Raw genomic sequence first — 13,246 nt, forward strand, 5'->3', positions numbered from 1 at the left:
CATGAAGTCTTCAATCAATGTCAACATAAAAACAACCCTGGCGCCATTGGCGTTGGGTGCCCTGTTGCTGATCGGGTGCGATAAGGATGCCAATTCCGATTATGAAGTGTATGCACCCGTTGATAGCCTGGCTGCTACTTTTACAGTAACCCCGGTGCCGGGAAATGATACCAAATTTGTGATCACCAATACCACCAAGGGCGATTTTGTGGGTACCCGGTGGGATGTAGGTAAAGGCGGTGGCGCCGTGATGGGTAAAACATCCGATACCGTTTTTATCCATTGGCCGGTACCTATACCATTAAAATGCAGGCCCTGGATAAAAGAGGTAAATTGTACAGCGCAGCCGCCGCTAGTGTAACGACCACCAGGAACGACCCGGCGTATGATAATTTGATCAAGGGCGGAAAAATGAATGCCGGCGACGATCAGTATTGGGGTAAGTATGATGCCAATGCCAGTAAAATAATCTGGACCCTGGCCAACAATACCTATACCGCTACTACCATCAACAGGCCGGTTACCGCTTCGGTAAATGGGGGTATTTACCAGGCCGTACAGGTGGTAGCCAATAAAACCTACCGCTATACCATGAACGGCTCCTATGGAGTGACCCAGGATGCCTGGTTCCAGATATTGTTTGGTCAGGCAGTACCTGCCGATGGTAAGGACTATTCCGATAACCAGAAGATCAGCTTCATCAACTGGGGTACCTGGACGCCCTTTAATGGCACCAAAACGGTGGACATGACCTTTGGCGCCAGCGGCACCATTTATGTGGTGATCAAGGCAGGTTGCAACGCTTCCAATGGTCATTTCAGTACCCAGGGCCTAAGCGTGTGGAATGTTGATTTCCGCCGTATTCAGGAGTAGAATGATTGTAGCACCTACGCAGTAGATAGTATTCAACAAGCCGCCTCTATGCTTAGAGGCGGTTTTTTTATGGGTAATATTATTCCATTTAGAACTGCATTGCTTTGGGGGCAACGTAATGGGTATTTACAGGTAAGATTTTCTTTTGTATTATTTATTGCCTCCTTTTGAAGACTAATTTGGCATTTTCAACTGTAAGCTCGTATAGGTCATTGGTATGTATGCACTGTAAAACCTTTTTGTATAATAAGGCTTTTGATTCATCAGTAATGTTGTCATAACCCAAAGAGCCAGTCTTGGGATGAACAAACATTAAGTACACGGTTTCATTTTTATGATCAGTAAATAATATACCCGAAAACCTCCACTTCCATTTAATCGCTTCTTTATGTAAGGAGTGTCGTCACTATTATTCAATCTTGTCCCTGCCTTTAGGTGAATTATGTCTTTATCAAAAAAATATTCTATAATATCCCTCTCAAGGAAAGAATAAGAAGTCTTTTTCTTTAATTTATCAAATTCAACTTTAAAACTGTCTATGCACAGGACAGGATAGTCATTAAACTAAGGAGAGTTCTTTAGTGGTTTCTTGAAAACCGGGGATGTTTGGTAAGAAAAAGAATCTGGATTCAAGATCGCTTGCAACATCTCTTAAGTCGTCTATGGTGGATTTAAAATTTTTAATTTCAACTTTTGCAATCCCCTTAACACGAATGACATCTAGTGATACATATTGTCTTAATAGAGTTGAGCGTAAGTCTCTTATTGCTGAAATCAAATCGTTTATTTTCATTAAAGATTCGCTATCCACATCTGTAAACCAGGTAATTTGCTCGATTATTTCGATAAGAGAGTTTAGTTTGTTTGTTTTCTCTGCAAATGCTTTTTTAAACTCTAAAACTTTATCTAGAAATGCATTAATTTTTCCTTCATCCAATATTGCTTCTTTCTTTTCTGCAAAAGATAGCTTTTGAACGTTTTTTAACGTTTCTAATATTTTAGGTTTGTATGCTAAAGAGTCCATTTTGTTGGATTAAGTACCAAATACTAACGTAAATATAGTCAATATGTTTTCTATAGGATTGTTTATTGTATTTAAAATTGTGAAAATATTCGAGTTGTTGATTATTAGATGTATATATTGATATGGGTGTTAGTTAAACAGACTAAATAACCTGTACGCTACTAACTATGTATGTTAAGAAAATGGTCGGGTGAAAATAATGTTTAAATGTAAGCCGGCAACTAACTACAGCTTGTTGTTCTCAAAACTTAAGGCCCGGTTTCATACATTTTTGCAGGTTCCAAAGTAAGCGCATATAAGCCCATGCATAATCGTTTTCGAATGCATCATCTCTTCACTCGCCTTCTCCTGACACCAATTTCAAAGCCTTTGGCTTTGTGTTCTTCTAAGGGTATAATGACTCCCGGCGCTTCTTGAAGGACTAAAAGGTTTTTCTTCCCATCTTCCGGTCTTCCCGACTTTCCCCGACTTCCCCACCTCGCCACTAGCCCGCCTCCAGTCACATTTTTAACCCGTATGCATGAGGTTGCGTATATTGGGCCCTAAGTGGGCCAGTATAGCTCTGACAACCAAATTAATGTAATATGTTTTTATTTGCGATCAATAGTATCTATCCCGTGCTGGGCTGGGTAGGTACACTGGCTTATTTGCTGGCCTACTTCCTGCTAAGTGTGGGCAGGATCAATGCCCGGCAATTGAGCTACCATACCCTTAATGTAGTAGGGGCCATCGGGCTTACCGTCAATGCCCTGTATTATGCCGACCTGCCCAATGTAGTGGTCAATTTTGTGTGGGGACTTATTGCGATCTGTGCTTTGTTCGTGATTTACCGGAGGAGGAAGAAGAAACAAAATTGAGTTGCTGTAAGGCCAGTTCCTTGTACTGCACTAATTTTCTTTTGTATTCCTGTTTGTTGCTTACCAGGCTCAAATAATAATAGGCGCCATCCACCATCACAAATATCGTATCGGCTGTTTGTGCCGGATCTTTTACCTCCAATATTCCCTGTTCATTGCATTCCTCAATAATACCCTTCAGGTTATTGCGCAACGTATCCAGCAGCACCTTGTAATTTTCTTTTACATTCTGGTCACGAAAAGCCAGCGAATAACAGCTATAAGAAACACTGTCATCAAAAAGCGTATTCCATTTTTGCGAGAAGATATTGTCGATCACTTTCAACAGCCGTTGCCTGGGATCACTATGATAAGTGGAAGGTGTTTTAAAGATCAGTAAGTATTGGTCCAGTATATACTCAATGAGCCCATATACCAGGTACTCCTTGGTTTTAAAATAATGGATCACCAGGCTGGGGTTAATATTGATGAGTGCGGCAGTTTTGGCGATCGACGCATTTTCCAATCCCTCCTTTTTAGCGAGCAGGTAAAAAGCTTCAATAATTTCTTTTGCCTGGATTCCTTGATGCTTTTTCTTCCCATATAGAGTTGGTTCTGCTGATTTCAGGCAAATATATAGGTTTCATTCTTCATTGGTGCTGGTCTGCCAGAATAATGCTTTCACCTGATCCAGGATAACATTTGCAGATAAAACAACCGGTTGCACAATCCCATCAATCGATTGCGTGATCCTATGAAAGCATTGGCCGTAGGCTATTTAACGCAATGCCTGTATTATCTAATTGTAAAGTTTGTATTACGGTTGTAATAATTAATTGAATGAACGTTCAATTAATTTTTGTACTTTGCTTTAAATGATCATTTTTGCGCCGGTATAAAAAAGGCTCCAATCTCCTGCAACTTTCATTTTATTAACAACCAAGTTCAGTTATGAAAACAACTGCTTTATTAATCTGCGCTTTACTGTTGCAGTATGTAGCATTTACACAAAATGTTACCGTAACAGGTACCGTCCGTTCGGCAAGCGACAATGCTCCGCTGAGCGGCGTTTCTATTTCGGCCAGTGGCACCAGCCGCGGCACTACTACCAACAAGGATGGTAAGTATTCTATTGTAGTGGCAAAAGATGCCAGGCTCGCTTTTTCTTTCTTAGGATTTATTTCCCAACAAGTGCCCCTGGATGGAAGGACAGAGATCAACATTCAATTGCAGCCAGGTACTTCCACTGAGCTGGGCGCCGTGGTAGTAACCACCGCCCTGGGTATTAAAAAACAACAAAAGACCCTGGGTTATGCTGTGCAGGAAGTAAGTGGCGAAACCATGGCCAAAACTAAAACGGCCACGGTGATGAGCGCATTGACCGGTAAAGTAGCCGGTTTGAATATCACCAATACCACCGATCTTTTCCGTAATCCCGGTATATCCCTCCGTGGCAGAACGCCCCTGGTGGTAATTGATGGTATACCCGATCCCGATGCCGATCCTTATAAGGTCAATGCCGATGATATCGAAAGCATCAGCGTACTGAAGGGTACGGCTGCTGCCGCCCTGTATGGCTCTATGGGTATCAATGGCGCTATCATGTATACTACTAAAAAGGCAATAAAGGAAAGCTAACCGTTGAGTTCAATTCTTCTACCTTATTCCAAACTGGTTATACCGTCATCCCTAAAGTACAAACTACTTATGGTGGTGGCGACCAGGGTAAGTATGCCTATGTAAATGGTTCTGGCAGCGGTACCGAAGGCGGTGGCTGGATATGGGGGCCCAAGCTCGATCAGCGTGATCCTTCCACGCCCAGCGGTTACTATGAAACCACCCAATACGATAGCCCCATCGATCCGGTAACCGGACAGCGTGTAAAAACACCCTGGGTATCGAGAGGTAGCAACAATATTAAGAATTTCTTCAACACCGGTTTATTATCTACCAATAGCGTATCCGCCTCTATCGGTACCGAGAAAGGTTCTTTCCGCGTATCGGCCAACCATATCTATCAGAAAGGTATGGTGCCCAATACCAGTTTGAATAACTCCTCCTTCTCCATTGGCGGTAATTATAAGTTGTCGCCCAAATTAACCATGGATGGCAAACTGACCTATAACCGCGAATACTCCGACAACTATCCCACCATTGGTTATGGTCCGCCCAACTACCTGTACAACCTGATCCTTTGGATCGGTCCGGACATCGACATCAATGACCTCAAAAATTACTGGGTCAAAGGAAAAGAAGGTTTGCAGCAGCGCAACTATAACCTGTCCTGGTACAACAACCCTCATTTCGTAGCCAACGAATTCCTGAATGGCTATAAAAGGAGTAATAGCTTTGGTTCGTTGACCTTTGATTACAAGATCACAAACGACCTGTCTGTCAAGTTCCGCAATGGTTTTAACCAGTATGCCAGCAATGCCGATGTGCGTGAGCCCTACAGCTATATTGCGTACAGCTATATTTCCAGGGGCAACTATGCTACCGAAGTCAGCAATTACTTCGACATCAACTCCGACCTGATCGTTAACTACAACCACCAGTTTAGTAATAACCTTAAACTGAATGTAACAGCGGGTGGAGCGAATAATTACCGCCGGTATGAGTATGTATCTACTACTACCGATGGTCTTACCATCCCCGGTTTCTACTCCCTCAGCAATTCCATCAACCCCTCAAGGCTTCCAGCCTCCTCCGTGAACGCCGGGCAGCCAGCGCCTATGGTATGGTGGACATTGAAACCCTGGGCTTCCTGTACCTCAACTTCACTGGCCGGTATGATAAAACATCTACCTTGCCCCTCGATAACAATGGCTTCTTTTATCCTTCTGCCGGTATCTCCGCCGTACTGTCTGATGCCCTCAAGCTGCCTCAGGCGGTTTCCTTCCTGAAAGCACGCGCTTCCTGGGCCAAAGTGAACTCCGGTACCATTGATGGGAATGATCCTTACAGGCATATTACTACCTATGGTATTGGCCCCAAATGGAACAATGTGCCTTCCCTTACCTGGCCGGGCACCTTCATTTCACCCAACCTTATTCCCAATACAGTTTTATCCGGTGAGTATGGTATTGCCGCCGGTTTCTTCAACAACCGCCTGAATGTGGATGTAACCTACTTCCGCAACAAGGATTATAACAATTTTGCCAATGTAGCCCTTTCTCAAAGCAGCGGTTATACCAGCATCCTCAAGAATGCCAACGTGTATATCCGCAAGGGATGGGAGTTTATGCTGAACGGTACACCTGTTAAAAGCAAGGATTTCAAGTGGGAAGCCAGTGTGAACTTCAGCAGCGTACATCGCTGGTTGAAAGACGCTACAGATAATCCCGATGGTTACCTGGGCCAGATCAAGGAAGGACAACGTACCGACCGGATCTATATCACCGAAAGCCGCGCTCCTGATGGACAGGCCATCTACAATGCCAATGGTATGCAGGCCAATACCCCCGTAGGCCAGTATTTTGGCAATAGCGATGCCGACTGGATCTATGGCGTACAAAACAGCTTTAGCTACAAGAACTTTACCCTTAGCTTCTCAGTTGATGGTCGCATCGGTGGCTGGATCTATTCAACTACCAACCAAAAATGTGGTGGGGTGGTTCAGCGCCCGGTACAGTGAACCAATACCGGGATGATGCCAATGCAGGCAAAAACACCTATGTAGGACCCGGCGTGGTGGTAACAGATGGTGCTGTGACCTACGATGCCTATGGCAATATCACGGCCGATACCCGCAAATTTGCGCCCAACACAACAGCTGTTAACTACATCAGCTTCATGCAAACAACCAGCGGTGGTATGCTCAACAATTACCACTATTACAAGGGTACTTACCTGAAGATGCGTGAATTGGTGCTGACCTATAATTTCTCCAATAAACTGATCAAAGGTATTTTCAACAGCGCTTCTGTTTCACTGATTGGCAACAACCTGTTTATCATCTCCAAATTGAAGAATGTGGATCCGGATGCAGAGAGCGATAACCTGCAATCGCCTTCTATGCGCTCCATGGGGATCAACGTCAACCTCAAGTTCTAATTCAGTGTATTAACATTATTAAACGACAACAAGATGAAACGATATACATATTTATTCCTGGCAACACTGGCAGCCTTTGGGTCCTGCAAGAAGTTTGAGGAATTCCAGAAAAATCCCAATAATCCCACGGAAGCCGATCCGGCGCTGTTGCTCACCAATATTGAAAGAAATGCCTTTTCCACCATATCGGCCGATGCTGCCCTGGCATCCCGTTACCTGGTGTATACCCAGGGCGCCAGCAATACCCAGTATTATGGCTGGCAGCGCAGTGGTATGGGATATAGCAGTATTTCGCAGGTAGTGAAGATGGAGCAGGAAACTGCCCGCGTAGGCAAGAAGAATTTCCGTTACATTGGTAAGTTCTTCACTTCCTACTTCATCGTAGGCATGACGCAAACCTTCGGTGATATTCCCTATTCAAAAATGATGCAAAGCATCCGGAATAATAATGTGGTAGACACGGCCGCTATCAGGCCAGCTTACGACAAACAACAGGAGGTATACAAGGGTGTACTGGATGAACTGAAGATTGCCAGCGATTCTTTGTCGGCTGCCGAAGTAGCCATCAACGGCGACCTCGTGTATGGGGGCAATATTGACAGGTGGAGAAAGCTGATCAATTCTTTTACCTTACGTGTTTTGATCAGCCTTTCTAAAAAACAAGGCGATGCTACCCTGAATATCAAACAACGGTTTAATGAGATCGTTTCCAATCCGGCTAAATATCCTTTAATGGTTTCCAATGCCGATAATGGCCGTTTGCCTTATTACGATATCACGGGCAACCAGTATCCCTATTTCAACAACAATTCCATGAAAACGGATTACTACCTGGATAGTACTTTCGTGGATATCCTTCAGGACCTGAAAGACCCGCGCTTATTTGTTTTTGGTAAACCCAAGCCTGCCGGTGGCCTGCCTGTGAAAGATTTCAATGCCTATGATGGATTGCGTGGCAGCGCTGCCCTGTCGCAGAATACAGCTAAAAGACAGGCAGGGAATGCTTCACAGATCCATGACCGCTATTCTTACCAGGCCATCAACGAGCCCAGTTTATTGATGAGCTATGCTGAATTGCAGCTCATACTGGCCGAAGGGGTAGTGCGCGGTTGGATCACCGGCAATGCCGATACCTATTACAAGAACGGTATCAAAGCATCCCTGGAGTTTTCTAATTTCAACAATGGCTATACTACTACCGAGATCAATGATTACCTCGCTCAGCCGGTGGTAACTTTGCAAACTGGTCAGGAAGTAAAGCAGATCATTACACAGAAGTACATTAGCATGTTCATGAATACCGGCTGGATGCCTTTTTATGAGCAACGGCGTACCGGTTTTCCTGCTTTTGATGTTACCGGAAGCGGTATCCTGAATGGTGGTATTATTCCCAAACGCTGGATGTACCCCAATGATGAGTATACCAATAACCGGATAAACGTGGAGAATGCGGTAAAAAGCCAGTATCCCAATGGGGATAATATCAATGGCGTGATGTGGATATTACAATAACAACGTTATTTAGAGCACCATGAAGAAAGGAATCTTAACGGCCGTATTGATTGCCAGTATTGCAGTATTGCAAGCGCAAAAACCGAAGAAGGCATTATTTGTGATCGTAGATGGTATTGCGGCCGATGTGATCGAACAGCAACCCACGCCCAATTTGAAAAAGATTGCCAGCGTAGGCGGCTATGCCCGCGCCCATGTAGGGGGAGAAAAAGGCGGCTATTCGCAAACACCCACCATTTCTGCCGTAGGCTACAACAGTTTACTTACCGGCACCTGGGTCAATAAACACAATGTATGGGACAATGACATAGCCAGGCCTGATTATGATTATTGGACCATCTTCCGCTTCTTTAAACAACAGTACCCTCAAAAGAAAGCGGCCATTTTCTCCAGTTGGCTCGACAACCGCACCAAACTGGTAGGAGAGGGCTTGCCTGCTACGGGCAACATACAACTGGACTATCATTTTGATGGGTTGGAACTGGATACTGTCAATTATCCCCACGACAAAAAGAAGGACTATATGCACCGCATTGACGAGGCGGTGGTGGACAAGGCTACTGAGTATATCAAACAGCAAGCGCCCGACCTATCGTGGGTATACCTGGAGTACACCGATGATATGGGACACCGGTATGGCGACAGCCCGGAGTTTCACCAGGCCATTGCCTATATGGACCAGCAGATGGGCCGTTTGTGGGAAGCCATCAATTACCGTCAGCAAAACTTCAACGAAGATTGGGTCATTTACATTACGACCGATCATGGGCGCGACAGCGCCACCGGTAAAGGCCATGGCGGCCAATCCAATCGTGAAAGAAGTACCTGGATGGTAACCAATGCCCAAAAGCTGAACAACTACTTCAAAACCGGTAATCCGGGTGTGGTAGATATTATGCCTTCCATCGCCAACTTTTTAGGGGTAACCATCCCCCGTGAACAGTTGATGGAGGTAGACGGCGTACCATTGACCGGTAAAATAGCGGCTACTCACCCCGATGCCAAACTGGTAGATGGCAAGATCAACGTAACCTGGAAGCCTGCCGGGCGTAAAGGCGATGCGAAGATCTGGGTTACCACCACCAACCGTTTCAAAGAAGGTGGCCGCGATGAGTACGTATTAAAAGCCACCGTACCCGTTTCCAAAGGCGAAGCCATTATTGATACTGATGGCACTGGTAAGTTCTACAAGATCGTGATTGAAACACCGGATAATTTCCTCAACCGGTGGATCGTGGTCAAATAAGTAAGCGCAGTAGTTCTATTCATAGACAAGCCGCTTTCCGGTAACGGAAGCGGCTTTGTTCTTTATTGTGATCAGGCGCTACAGTGTGGGCCGTCCTATGGGAGCGGCTCACCCGCCCGCCACCTGGACAAAAGAAGAATTACCAGGCACTATTCAAAGAAAGGCATACCAGGTATAGCATACTTCTTCATGCCAGCTTCATTGATCTCTACACCGATGCCTGGTTTATCCGATACCGTGATGAAACTATCCTTCACCCACTCTCCATCATAAGTGATGATCTCTTTGAACATAGGCTGCGTATGAAAATAGGATTGCCATTCCATGATCATGAAATTGGGTACAGCAGCACATACATGAGCACAGGCCATAGCGCCCAGGAAGGAGGCCACCATATGGGGGGCGAAAGGTATGTAGTATAGGTTGGCCAGGTTGGCAATGCGTTGGCCCTCACCGAGGCCGCCACACTTTTGCAGGTCGGGCATCACGATGTCCACGGCGCCCAACTCCAGCATCCGCCGGAAACCATAAGCCAGGTAATGGTTCTCGCCGGCACAGATGGGGGTACTGGTGGATTCGGTGAGCAGCTTATAGGCTTCCACATTTTCGGCGGGTATGGGCTCCTCCAGCCACATAAGGTTGAGGGGTTCCAGTCTCTTGGCGATGGCCTGGGCGGTCACGGCATCATAGCGGCCATGCATATCAGCACAGATATCAATGTTGGGACCTACAGCTTCGCGGGCGGCGGCCAACTGGTCGTACATGCGCTGCAGCTCAGCAGGACTGGCAGTCCAGTTGTAAAAATCATATTTGTTGGGATCATTGGCCTGGTCGAGGTCGAACTTGATGGCATTGAAACCCATCTGCTTTGCTTTAGTGGCGGCTTCTGTAAAATCTGAAGGCTTGGGCAGGGCACGTTGATACAGCGCAGTATCGCAATACACGCGCACCTTATCGCGGAACTTACCACCCAGCAACTGGTATACGGGCAAATGAAGGGCTTTGCCCGCCAGGTCCCACAAAGCAGCTTCAATGGCAGACAACACAGCCACATACATACCTGACTGGGCCCCCTGGAAGAAACCTGATTTGCGGATATCCTCAAACAGGCGATGCACGTTCAAGGGATTCTTTCCCTTGATGCGCTCGCCAAAATTCTTCACCAAATGATAGGTACCGGGAATGGCATCGACGCCCTCGCCACAGCCCCAGATATCCTGGTTGGAATATATTTTTACGAAGAGGCTTCCACGGATGTAACCGCATTTGATATCGGTGATCTTGAGGTCGGCAGGTGCAGAAGGCTTGGGGGTATTGGCAATGGCGGTTTCGTATCCGCTGCCGAAACTGTTGAGTGCGGCCAGGGGAGACATGGCGGCGGCAATGGCGGCCTTGGTTAGGAAAGATCTTCTTGAGTTGGACATTGTAAGGTGTTTTTAATATTGATTTACCAGGTACGGTCTTTCAGGAATTGCTGAATGGTTTCTTTGGGCACAGGCAATTCATGGATATGGTCATTGATCCATTTGGAAAAATCCTTTTCAATGTCGTCGGCCCAGCGGGTATCGATCTGTCCGGCGGTGTATTTGCCTTCGCGCAGTCGCTGGTGACCAAACATATCGCGGAGGCGCACAATCTCGGAAGTAGTACACACTTTCTCGGCCAGGTGGGGCGGCACAAATACGACCACGCCCAATTTGCCCAACACCACATCGCCGGGCATAACGGTTACGGTGCGGATGCGGGTAGGCCGGTTGATGCCCACAATCATGGTATTGAGATCGCCCGGCGGGTTGTGGTAAGAAGGATCATAACTGGTATAATAAGAAGTGAAACCCCAATCTCTTTGAGGCCTTCCACATCGCGCAGGGCCCCATCGTACACAATACCATTACCAGTACGTGCATAAATGGCGTTGCCCACATTGTCGCCAATGGTAGGACCATTCCGATGGGCGCCAAACTGATCGGCCACGTATACATCTCCCTTTACGAGAATATCGACGGGCCAGGTGTTTTGTCCGCGCTTCCCTTTTTCTTGCCCACGGTATCAATGGCTTTCCATACATCGGGCCGGGCAGGCATAAACATGGCGGTGACGGCCCTGCCCACGAGCACACTATCAGGATTGATGACCTGCCACTGCTCAGCGACCTGGTAGGCATAACCGGCATTCTTCATCACAGCCCAGGCCTCTTCTACGCTTACCTGTCTCATGCGTTCGAGAATCCTGTCGGGCACTTTGGGCCTTCCATCGTGAAAGCGATCGCCTTTCCACTCGGGGGTTAAGGCCAGGAGCTCTTCTTTGCTGATCTGCACTTCCTGGGCGGCGGTGAACTGGCAAAAGAGCATTAGTATGAATGCAGGCAGCAGGTTTTTACATTGAGGCATATAGATGTGTTTGAAGTGAGTATGTTAATAAAGTCCCGAAGTCCGGAAGAAAAACCTTCGGGCTTTGAAAGGTTCCTTTAGAGTCGGAAAGACCGGAAGACTGTTCCGATAACAATCGGAGGAAAGTCCGGAAGAAAAACCGCTTTCGAGGGGTGAGGGTTTAAGTTAAGGGCTTTGCTCCTTTACTGGTCTCGTCGTCCTTGGGCGGATGGTTGTGCCACCAGCTGGCCAAAGAAGAACCGCTGATGTTCATGACGGGACCAAAGATGGCGGGGCTAATCCGGCGGTGGACAGTTTGCCCATGGCCAAAGCCAGCCCGGAGGCGAGTCCGGCATTCTGCATGCCCACCTCGAGGGCAATGGTGCGGCAATCGCGCTCGTGAAAACGCAATACCCTGGCCGACCAATAGCCCATGATATAACCCAATACATTGTGCAGGATGGTGGCGATGAGTAAGAGGGCGCCTACTTTCAACAGGTTGTCTCGACCCGCCGCAGTAATAACAGTAAGGATAATGGCAATGCCAGACATGGACACCAGGGGCATGGCCTTATCGAGCCATTTGAACCGGCCATGGATGAGGTAATGAAATGCCAGACCAGCGGCCACGGGCAGGATCACGATCTTGGTAATGTCCCATACCATACCCAAAAAATCAATGGCTACAAAACTGCCACCCAACAAGCGCATGAGCAAGGGTGTTAAGAAAGGAGCCACCATGGTAGAAATGGTGGTAACAGACACTGATAAAGCAAGATTGCCCTTAGCGAGGTAACACATGACGTTGGAGGCGAGTCCGCTGGGACAACAACCCACCAATATGATACCGGCGGCAATCTCGGGTGGAAAGTTGAACAGGTAAGCCAGGGAAAAACCGATCAGGGGCATGATGATATAATGGCATACGACGCCTACGATAATTCCTTTGGGCATGCGCACTACATGGGCAAAATCTTTGAGGCTTAATTCGGTGCCCATGCCAAACATAATAATCTGTAATAAGGGAATGATAAGCCCGGACAGTTTAAAACCGCGATAGGTTTTAAAATGCTGGGGATAATACATGGCCAGGCTCACCACGGCCATCACCATCAAGGTGTAGGAAAGGCCTTTCAACAGGCGATGTTGCCGGAAGGCCAGGGCCAGGCTGAAGAAGAAAGCCAATAATAACCAGCCGCCCCTTTGGTGGTGTTGCTGGAGGGACAGCACGATGTAGGTGATTAGAACAATAGTGGAGATAAGGTAGTAAACGGATGAACGATTCATTGGGAATAATTATTCATTAATAATTATTGATTATTGCGGTTATTGT

At 46.7% G+C, this 13,246-nt stretch carries 16 protein-coding genes; 8 read left to right on the forward strand and 8 right to left on the reverse strand.

What is annotated here, in order from left to right; translation table 11 throughout:
- Window position 1: 1 nt before the first annotated feature.
- Window positions 2–361: a hypothetical protein gene (locus RS881_RS12985; RefSeq protein ID WP_315821466.1), complete on the forward strand. Its 360-nt coding sequence runs from the start codon at window positions 2–4 to the stop codon at window positions 359–361.
- Window positions 334–873 (forward strand): hypothetical protein, encoded by a 540-nt coding sequence (locus RS881_RS12990; RefSeq protein WP_315821467.1) that lies wholly within the window; start codon window positions 334–336, stop codon window positions 871–873. The genes RS881_RS12985 and RS881_RS12990 overlap by 28 nt, the downstream gene beginning before the upstream one ends.
- A 559-nt stretch (window positions 874–1,432) precedes the next feature.
- Here the strand turns inward: RS881_RS12990 and RS881_RS12995 are convergent.
- Complete coding sequence (locus RS881_RS12995) at window positions 1,433–1,897, reverse strand: hypothetical protein (protein WP_315821468.1); 465 nt, start codon at window positions 1,895–1,897, stop codon at window positions 1,433–1,435.
- A 584-nt stretch (window positions 1,898–2,481) separates the two neighbouring features.
- Between RS881_RS12995 and RS881_RS13000 the strand changes: the two genes are divergently transcribed.
- Window positions 2,482–2,754, forward strand: a complete 273-nt coding sequence (locus RS881_RS13000) for a CBU_0592 family membrane protein (RefSeq protein WP_315821469.1) — start codon at window positions 2,482–2,484, stop codon at window positions 2,752–2,754.
- On the opposite strand, the gene RS881_RS13005 is transcribed toward RS881_RS13000, so the two are convergent.
- On the reverse strand, window positions 2,696–3,259 hold the full coding sequence (locus RS881_RS13005) for a TetR family transcriptional regulator C-terminal domain-containing protein (protein WP_315821470.1): 564 nt from the start codon (window positions 3,257–3,259) through the stop codon (window positions 2,696–2,698). The two genes, RS881_RS13000 and RS881_RS13005, sit on opposite strands and share 59 nt — an antisense overlap.
- Window positions 3,260–3,684: 425 nt before the next feature.
- On the opposite strand from RS881_RS13005, the gene RS881_RS13010 reads away from it, so the two are divergent.
- Window positions 3,685–4,371: a TonB-dependent receptor plug domain-containing protein gene (locus tag RS881_RS13010; RefSeq protein ID WP_315821471.1), complete on the forward strand. Its 687-nt coding sequence runs from the start codon at window positions 3,685–3,687 to the stop codon at window positions 4,369–4,371.
- A gap of 190 nt (window positions 4,372–4,561) precedes the next feature.
- Here the strand turns inward: RS881_RS13010 and RS881_RS13015 are convergent, their stop codons facing one another.
- Window positions 4,562–4,741 (reverse strand): hypothetical protein, encoded by a 180-nt coding sequence (locus tag RS881_RS13015; protein WP_315821472.1) that lies wholly within the window; start codon window positions 4,739–4,741, stop codon window positions 4,562–4,564.
- Window positions 4,742–5,470: 729 nt separating this feature from the next.
- On the opposite strand from RS881_RS13015, the gene RS881_RS13020 reads away from it, so the two are divergent.
- Genes RS881_RS13020 through RS881_RS13035 form a run of 4 tightly spaced genes read left to right on the forward strand, consistent with a single transcriptional unit; the run spans window position 5,471 to window position 9,544 of the window.
- The gene (locus tag RS881_RS13020; protein WP_315821473.1) at window positions 5,471–6,367 is read left to right on the forward strand and encodes a SusC/RagA family TonB-linked outer membrane protein; all 897 of its coding nucleotides are present in this window, start codon (window positions 5,471–5,473) and stop codon (window positions 6,365–6,367) included.
- Window positions 6,334–6,786, forward strand: a complete 453-nt coding sequence (locus RS881_RS13025) for a hypothetical protein (RefSeq protein ID WP_315821474.1) — start codon at window positions 6,334–6,336, stop codon at window positions 6,784–6,786. The genes RS881_RS13020 and RS881_RS13025 overlap by 34 nt, the downstream gene beginning before the upstream one ends.
- Before the next feature lie 33 nt (window positions 6,787–6,819).
- Window positions 6,820–8,298: a SusD/RagB family nutrient-binding outer membrane lipoprotein gene (locus RS881_RS13030; RefSeq protein WP_315821475.1), complete on the forward strand. Its 1,479-nt coding sequence runs from the start codon at window positions 6,820–6,822 to the stop codon at window positions 8,296–8,298.
- 19 nt (window positions 8,299–8,317) lie between these two features.
- Window positions 8,318–9,544 carry an alkaline phosphatase family protein gene (locus tag RS881_RS13035; protein ID WP_315821476.1) on the forward strand — a complete coding sequence of 409 codons (1,227 nt, stop codon included), beginning with the start codon at window positions 8,318–8,320 and terminating at the stop codon, window positions 9,542–9,544.
- Between the two features lie 149 nt (window positions 9,545–9,693).
- Here the strand turns inward: RS881_RS13035 and RS881_RS13040 are convergent, their stop codons facing one another.
- The 5 genes from RS881_RS13040 to RS881_RS13060 form a co-directional block, all read right to left on the reverse strand.
- Entirely contained in the window at window positions 9,694–10,968 is a 1,275-nt protein-coding gene (locus RS881_RS13040) for a mandelate racemase/muconate lactonizing enzyme family protein (protein ID WP_315821477.1), read from the reverse strand.
- 23 nt (window positions 10,969–10,991) lie between these two features.
- Window positions 10,992–11,309, reverse strand: a complete 318-nt coding sequence (locus RS881_RS13045) for an RraA family protein (protein ID WP_315821478.1) — start codon at window positions 11,307–11,309, stop codon at window positions 10,992–10,994.
- Between the two features lie 2 nt (window positions 11,310–11,311).
- Complete coding sequence (locus tag RS881_RS13050) at window positions 11,312–11,518, reverse strand: RraA family protein (RefSeq protein WP_315821479.1); 207 nt, start codon at window positions 11,516–11,518, stop codon at window positions 11,312–11,314.
- A 14-nt stretch (window positions 11,519–11,532) separates the two neighbouring features.
- Entirely contained in the window at window positions 11,533–11,934 is a 402-nt protein-coding gene (locus RS881_RS13055; RefSeq protein WP_315821480.1) for an RraA family protein, read from the reverse strand.
- A gap of 249 nt (window positions 11,935–12,183) precedes the next feature.
- A complete protein-coding gene (locus RS881_RS13060) occupies window positions 12,184–13,143 on the reverse strand; it encodes a bile acid:sodium symporter family protein (protein WP_315821481.1) in 960 nt (319 codons plus the stop codon).
- Between the last annotated feature and the right edge of the window lie 103 nt (window positions 13,144–13,246).

The organism is Paraflavitalea speifideaquila (assembly GCF_032395985.1).
GTDB lineage: Bacteria > Bacteroidota > Bacteroidia > Chitinophagales > Chitinophagaceae > Paraflavitalea > Paraflavitalea speifideaquila.

Coding starts and splice junctions, on each gene's coding strand:
- RS881_RS12985 (WP_315821466.1), top strand. CDS start 2: ATGAAGTCTTCAATCAATGTCAACATAAAAACAACCCTGGCGCCATTG.
- RS881_RS12995 (WP_315821468.1), bottom strand. CDS start 1,897: ATGGACTCTTTAGCATACAAACCTAAAATATTAGAAACGTTAAAAAAC.
- RS881_RS13000 (WP_315821469.1), top strand. CDS start 2,482: ATGTTTTTATTTGCGATCAATAGTATCTATCCCGTGCTGGGCTGGGTA.
- RS881_RS13010 (WP_315821471.1), top strand. CDS start 3,685: ATGAAAACAACTGCTTTATTAATCTGCGCTTTACTGTTGCAGTATGTA.
- RS881_RS13020 (WP_315821473.1), top strand. CDS start 5,471: ATGGTGGACATTGAAACCCTGGGCTTCCTGTACCTCAACTTCACTGGC.
- RS881_RS13025 (WP_315821474.1), top strand. CDS start 6,334: ATGTGGTGGGGTGGTTCAGCGCCCGGTACAGTGAACCAATACCGGGAT.
- RS881_RS13030 (WP_315821475.1), top strand. CDS start 6,820: ATGAAACGATATACATATTTATTCCTGGCAACACTGGCAGCCTTTGGG.
- RS881_RS13035 (WP_315821476.1), top strand. CDS start 8,318: ATGAAGAAAGGAATCTTAACGGCCGTATTGATTGCCAGTATTGCAGTA.
- RS881_RS13040 (WP_315821477.1), bottom strand. CDS start 10,968: ATGTCCAACTCAAGAAGATCTTTCCTAACCAAGGCCGCCATTGCCGCC.
- RS881_RS13055 (WP_315821480.1), bottom strand. CDS start 11,934: ATGCCTCAATGTAAAAACCTGCTGCCTGCATTCATACTAATGCTCTTT.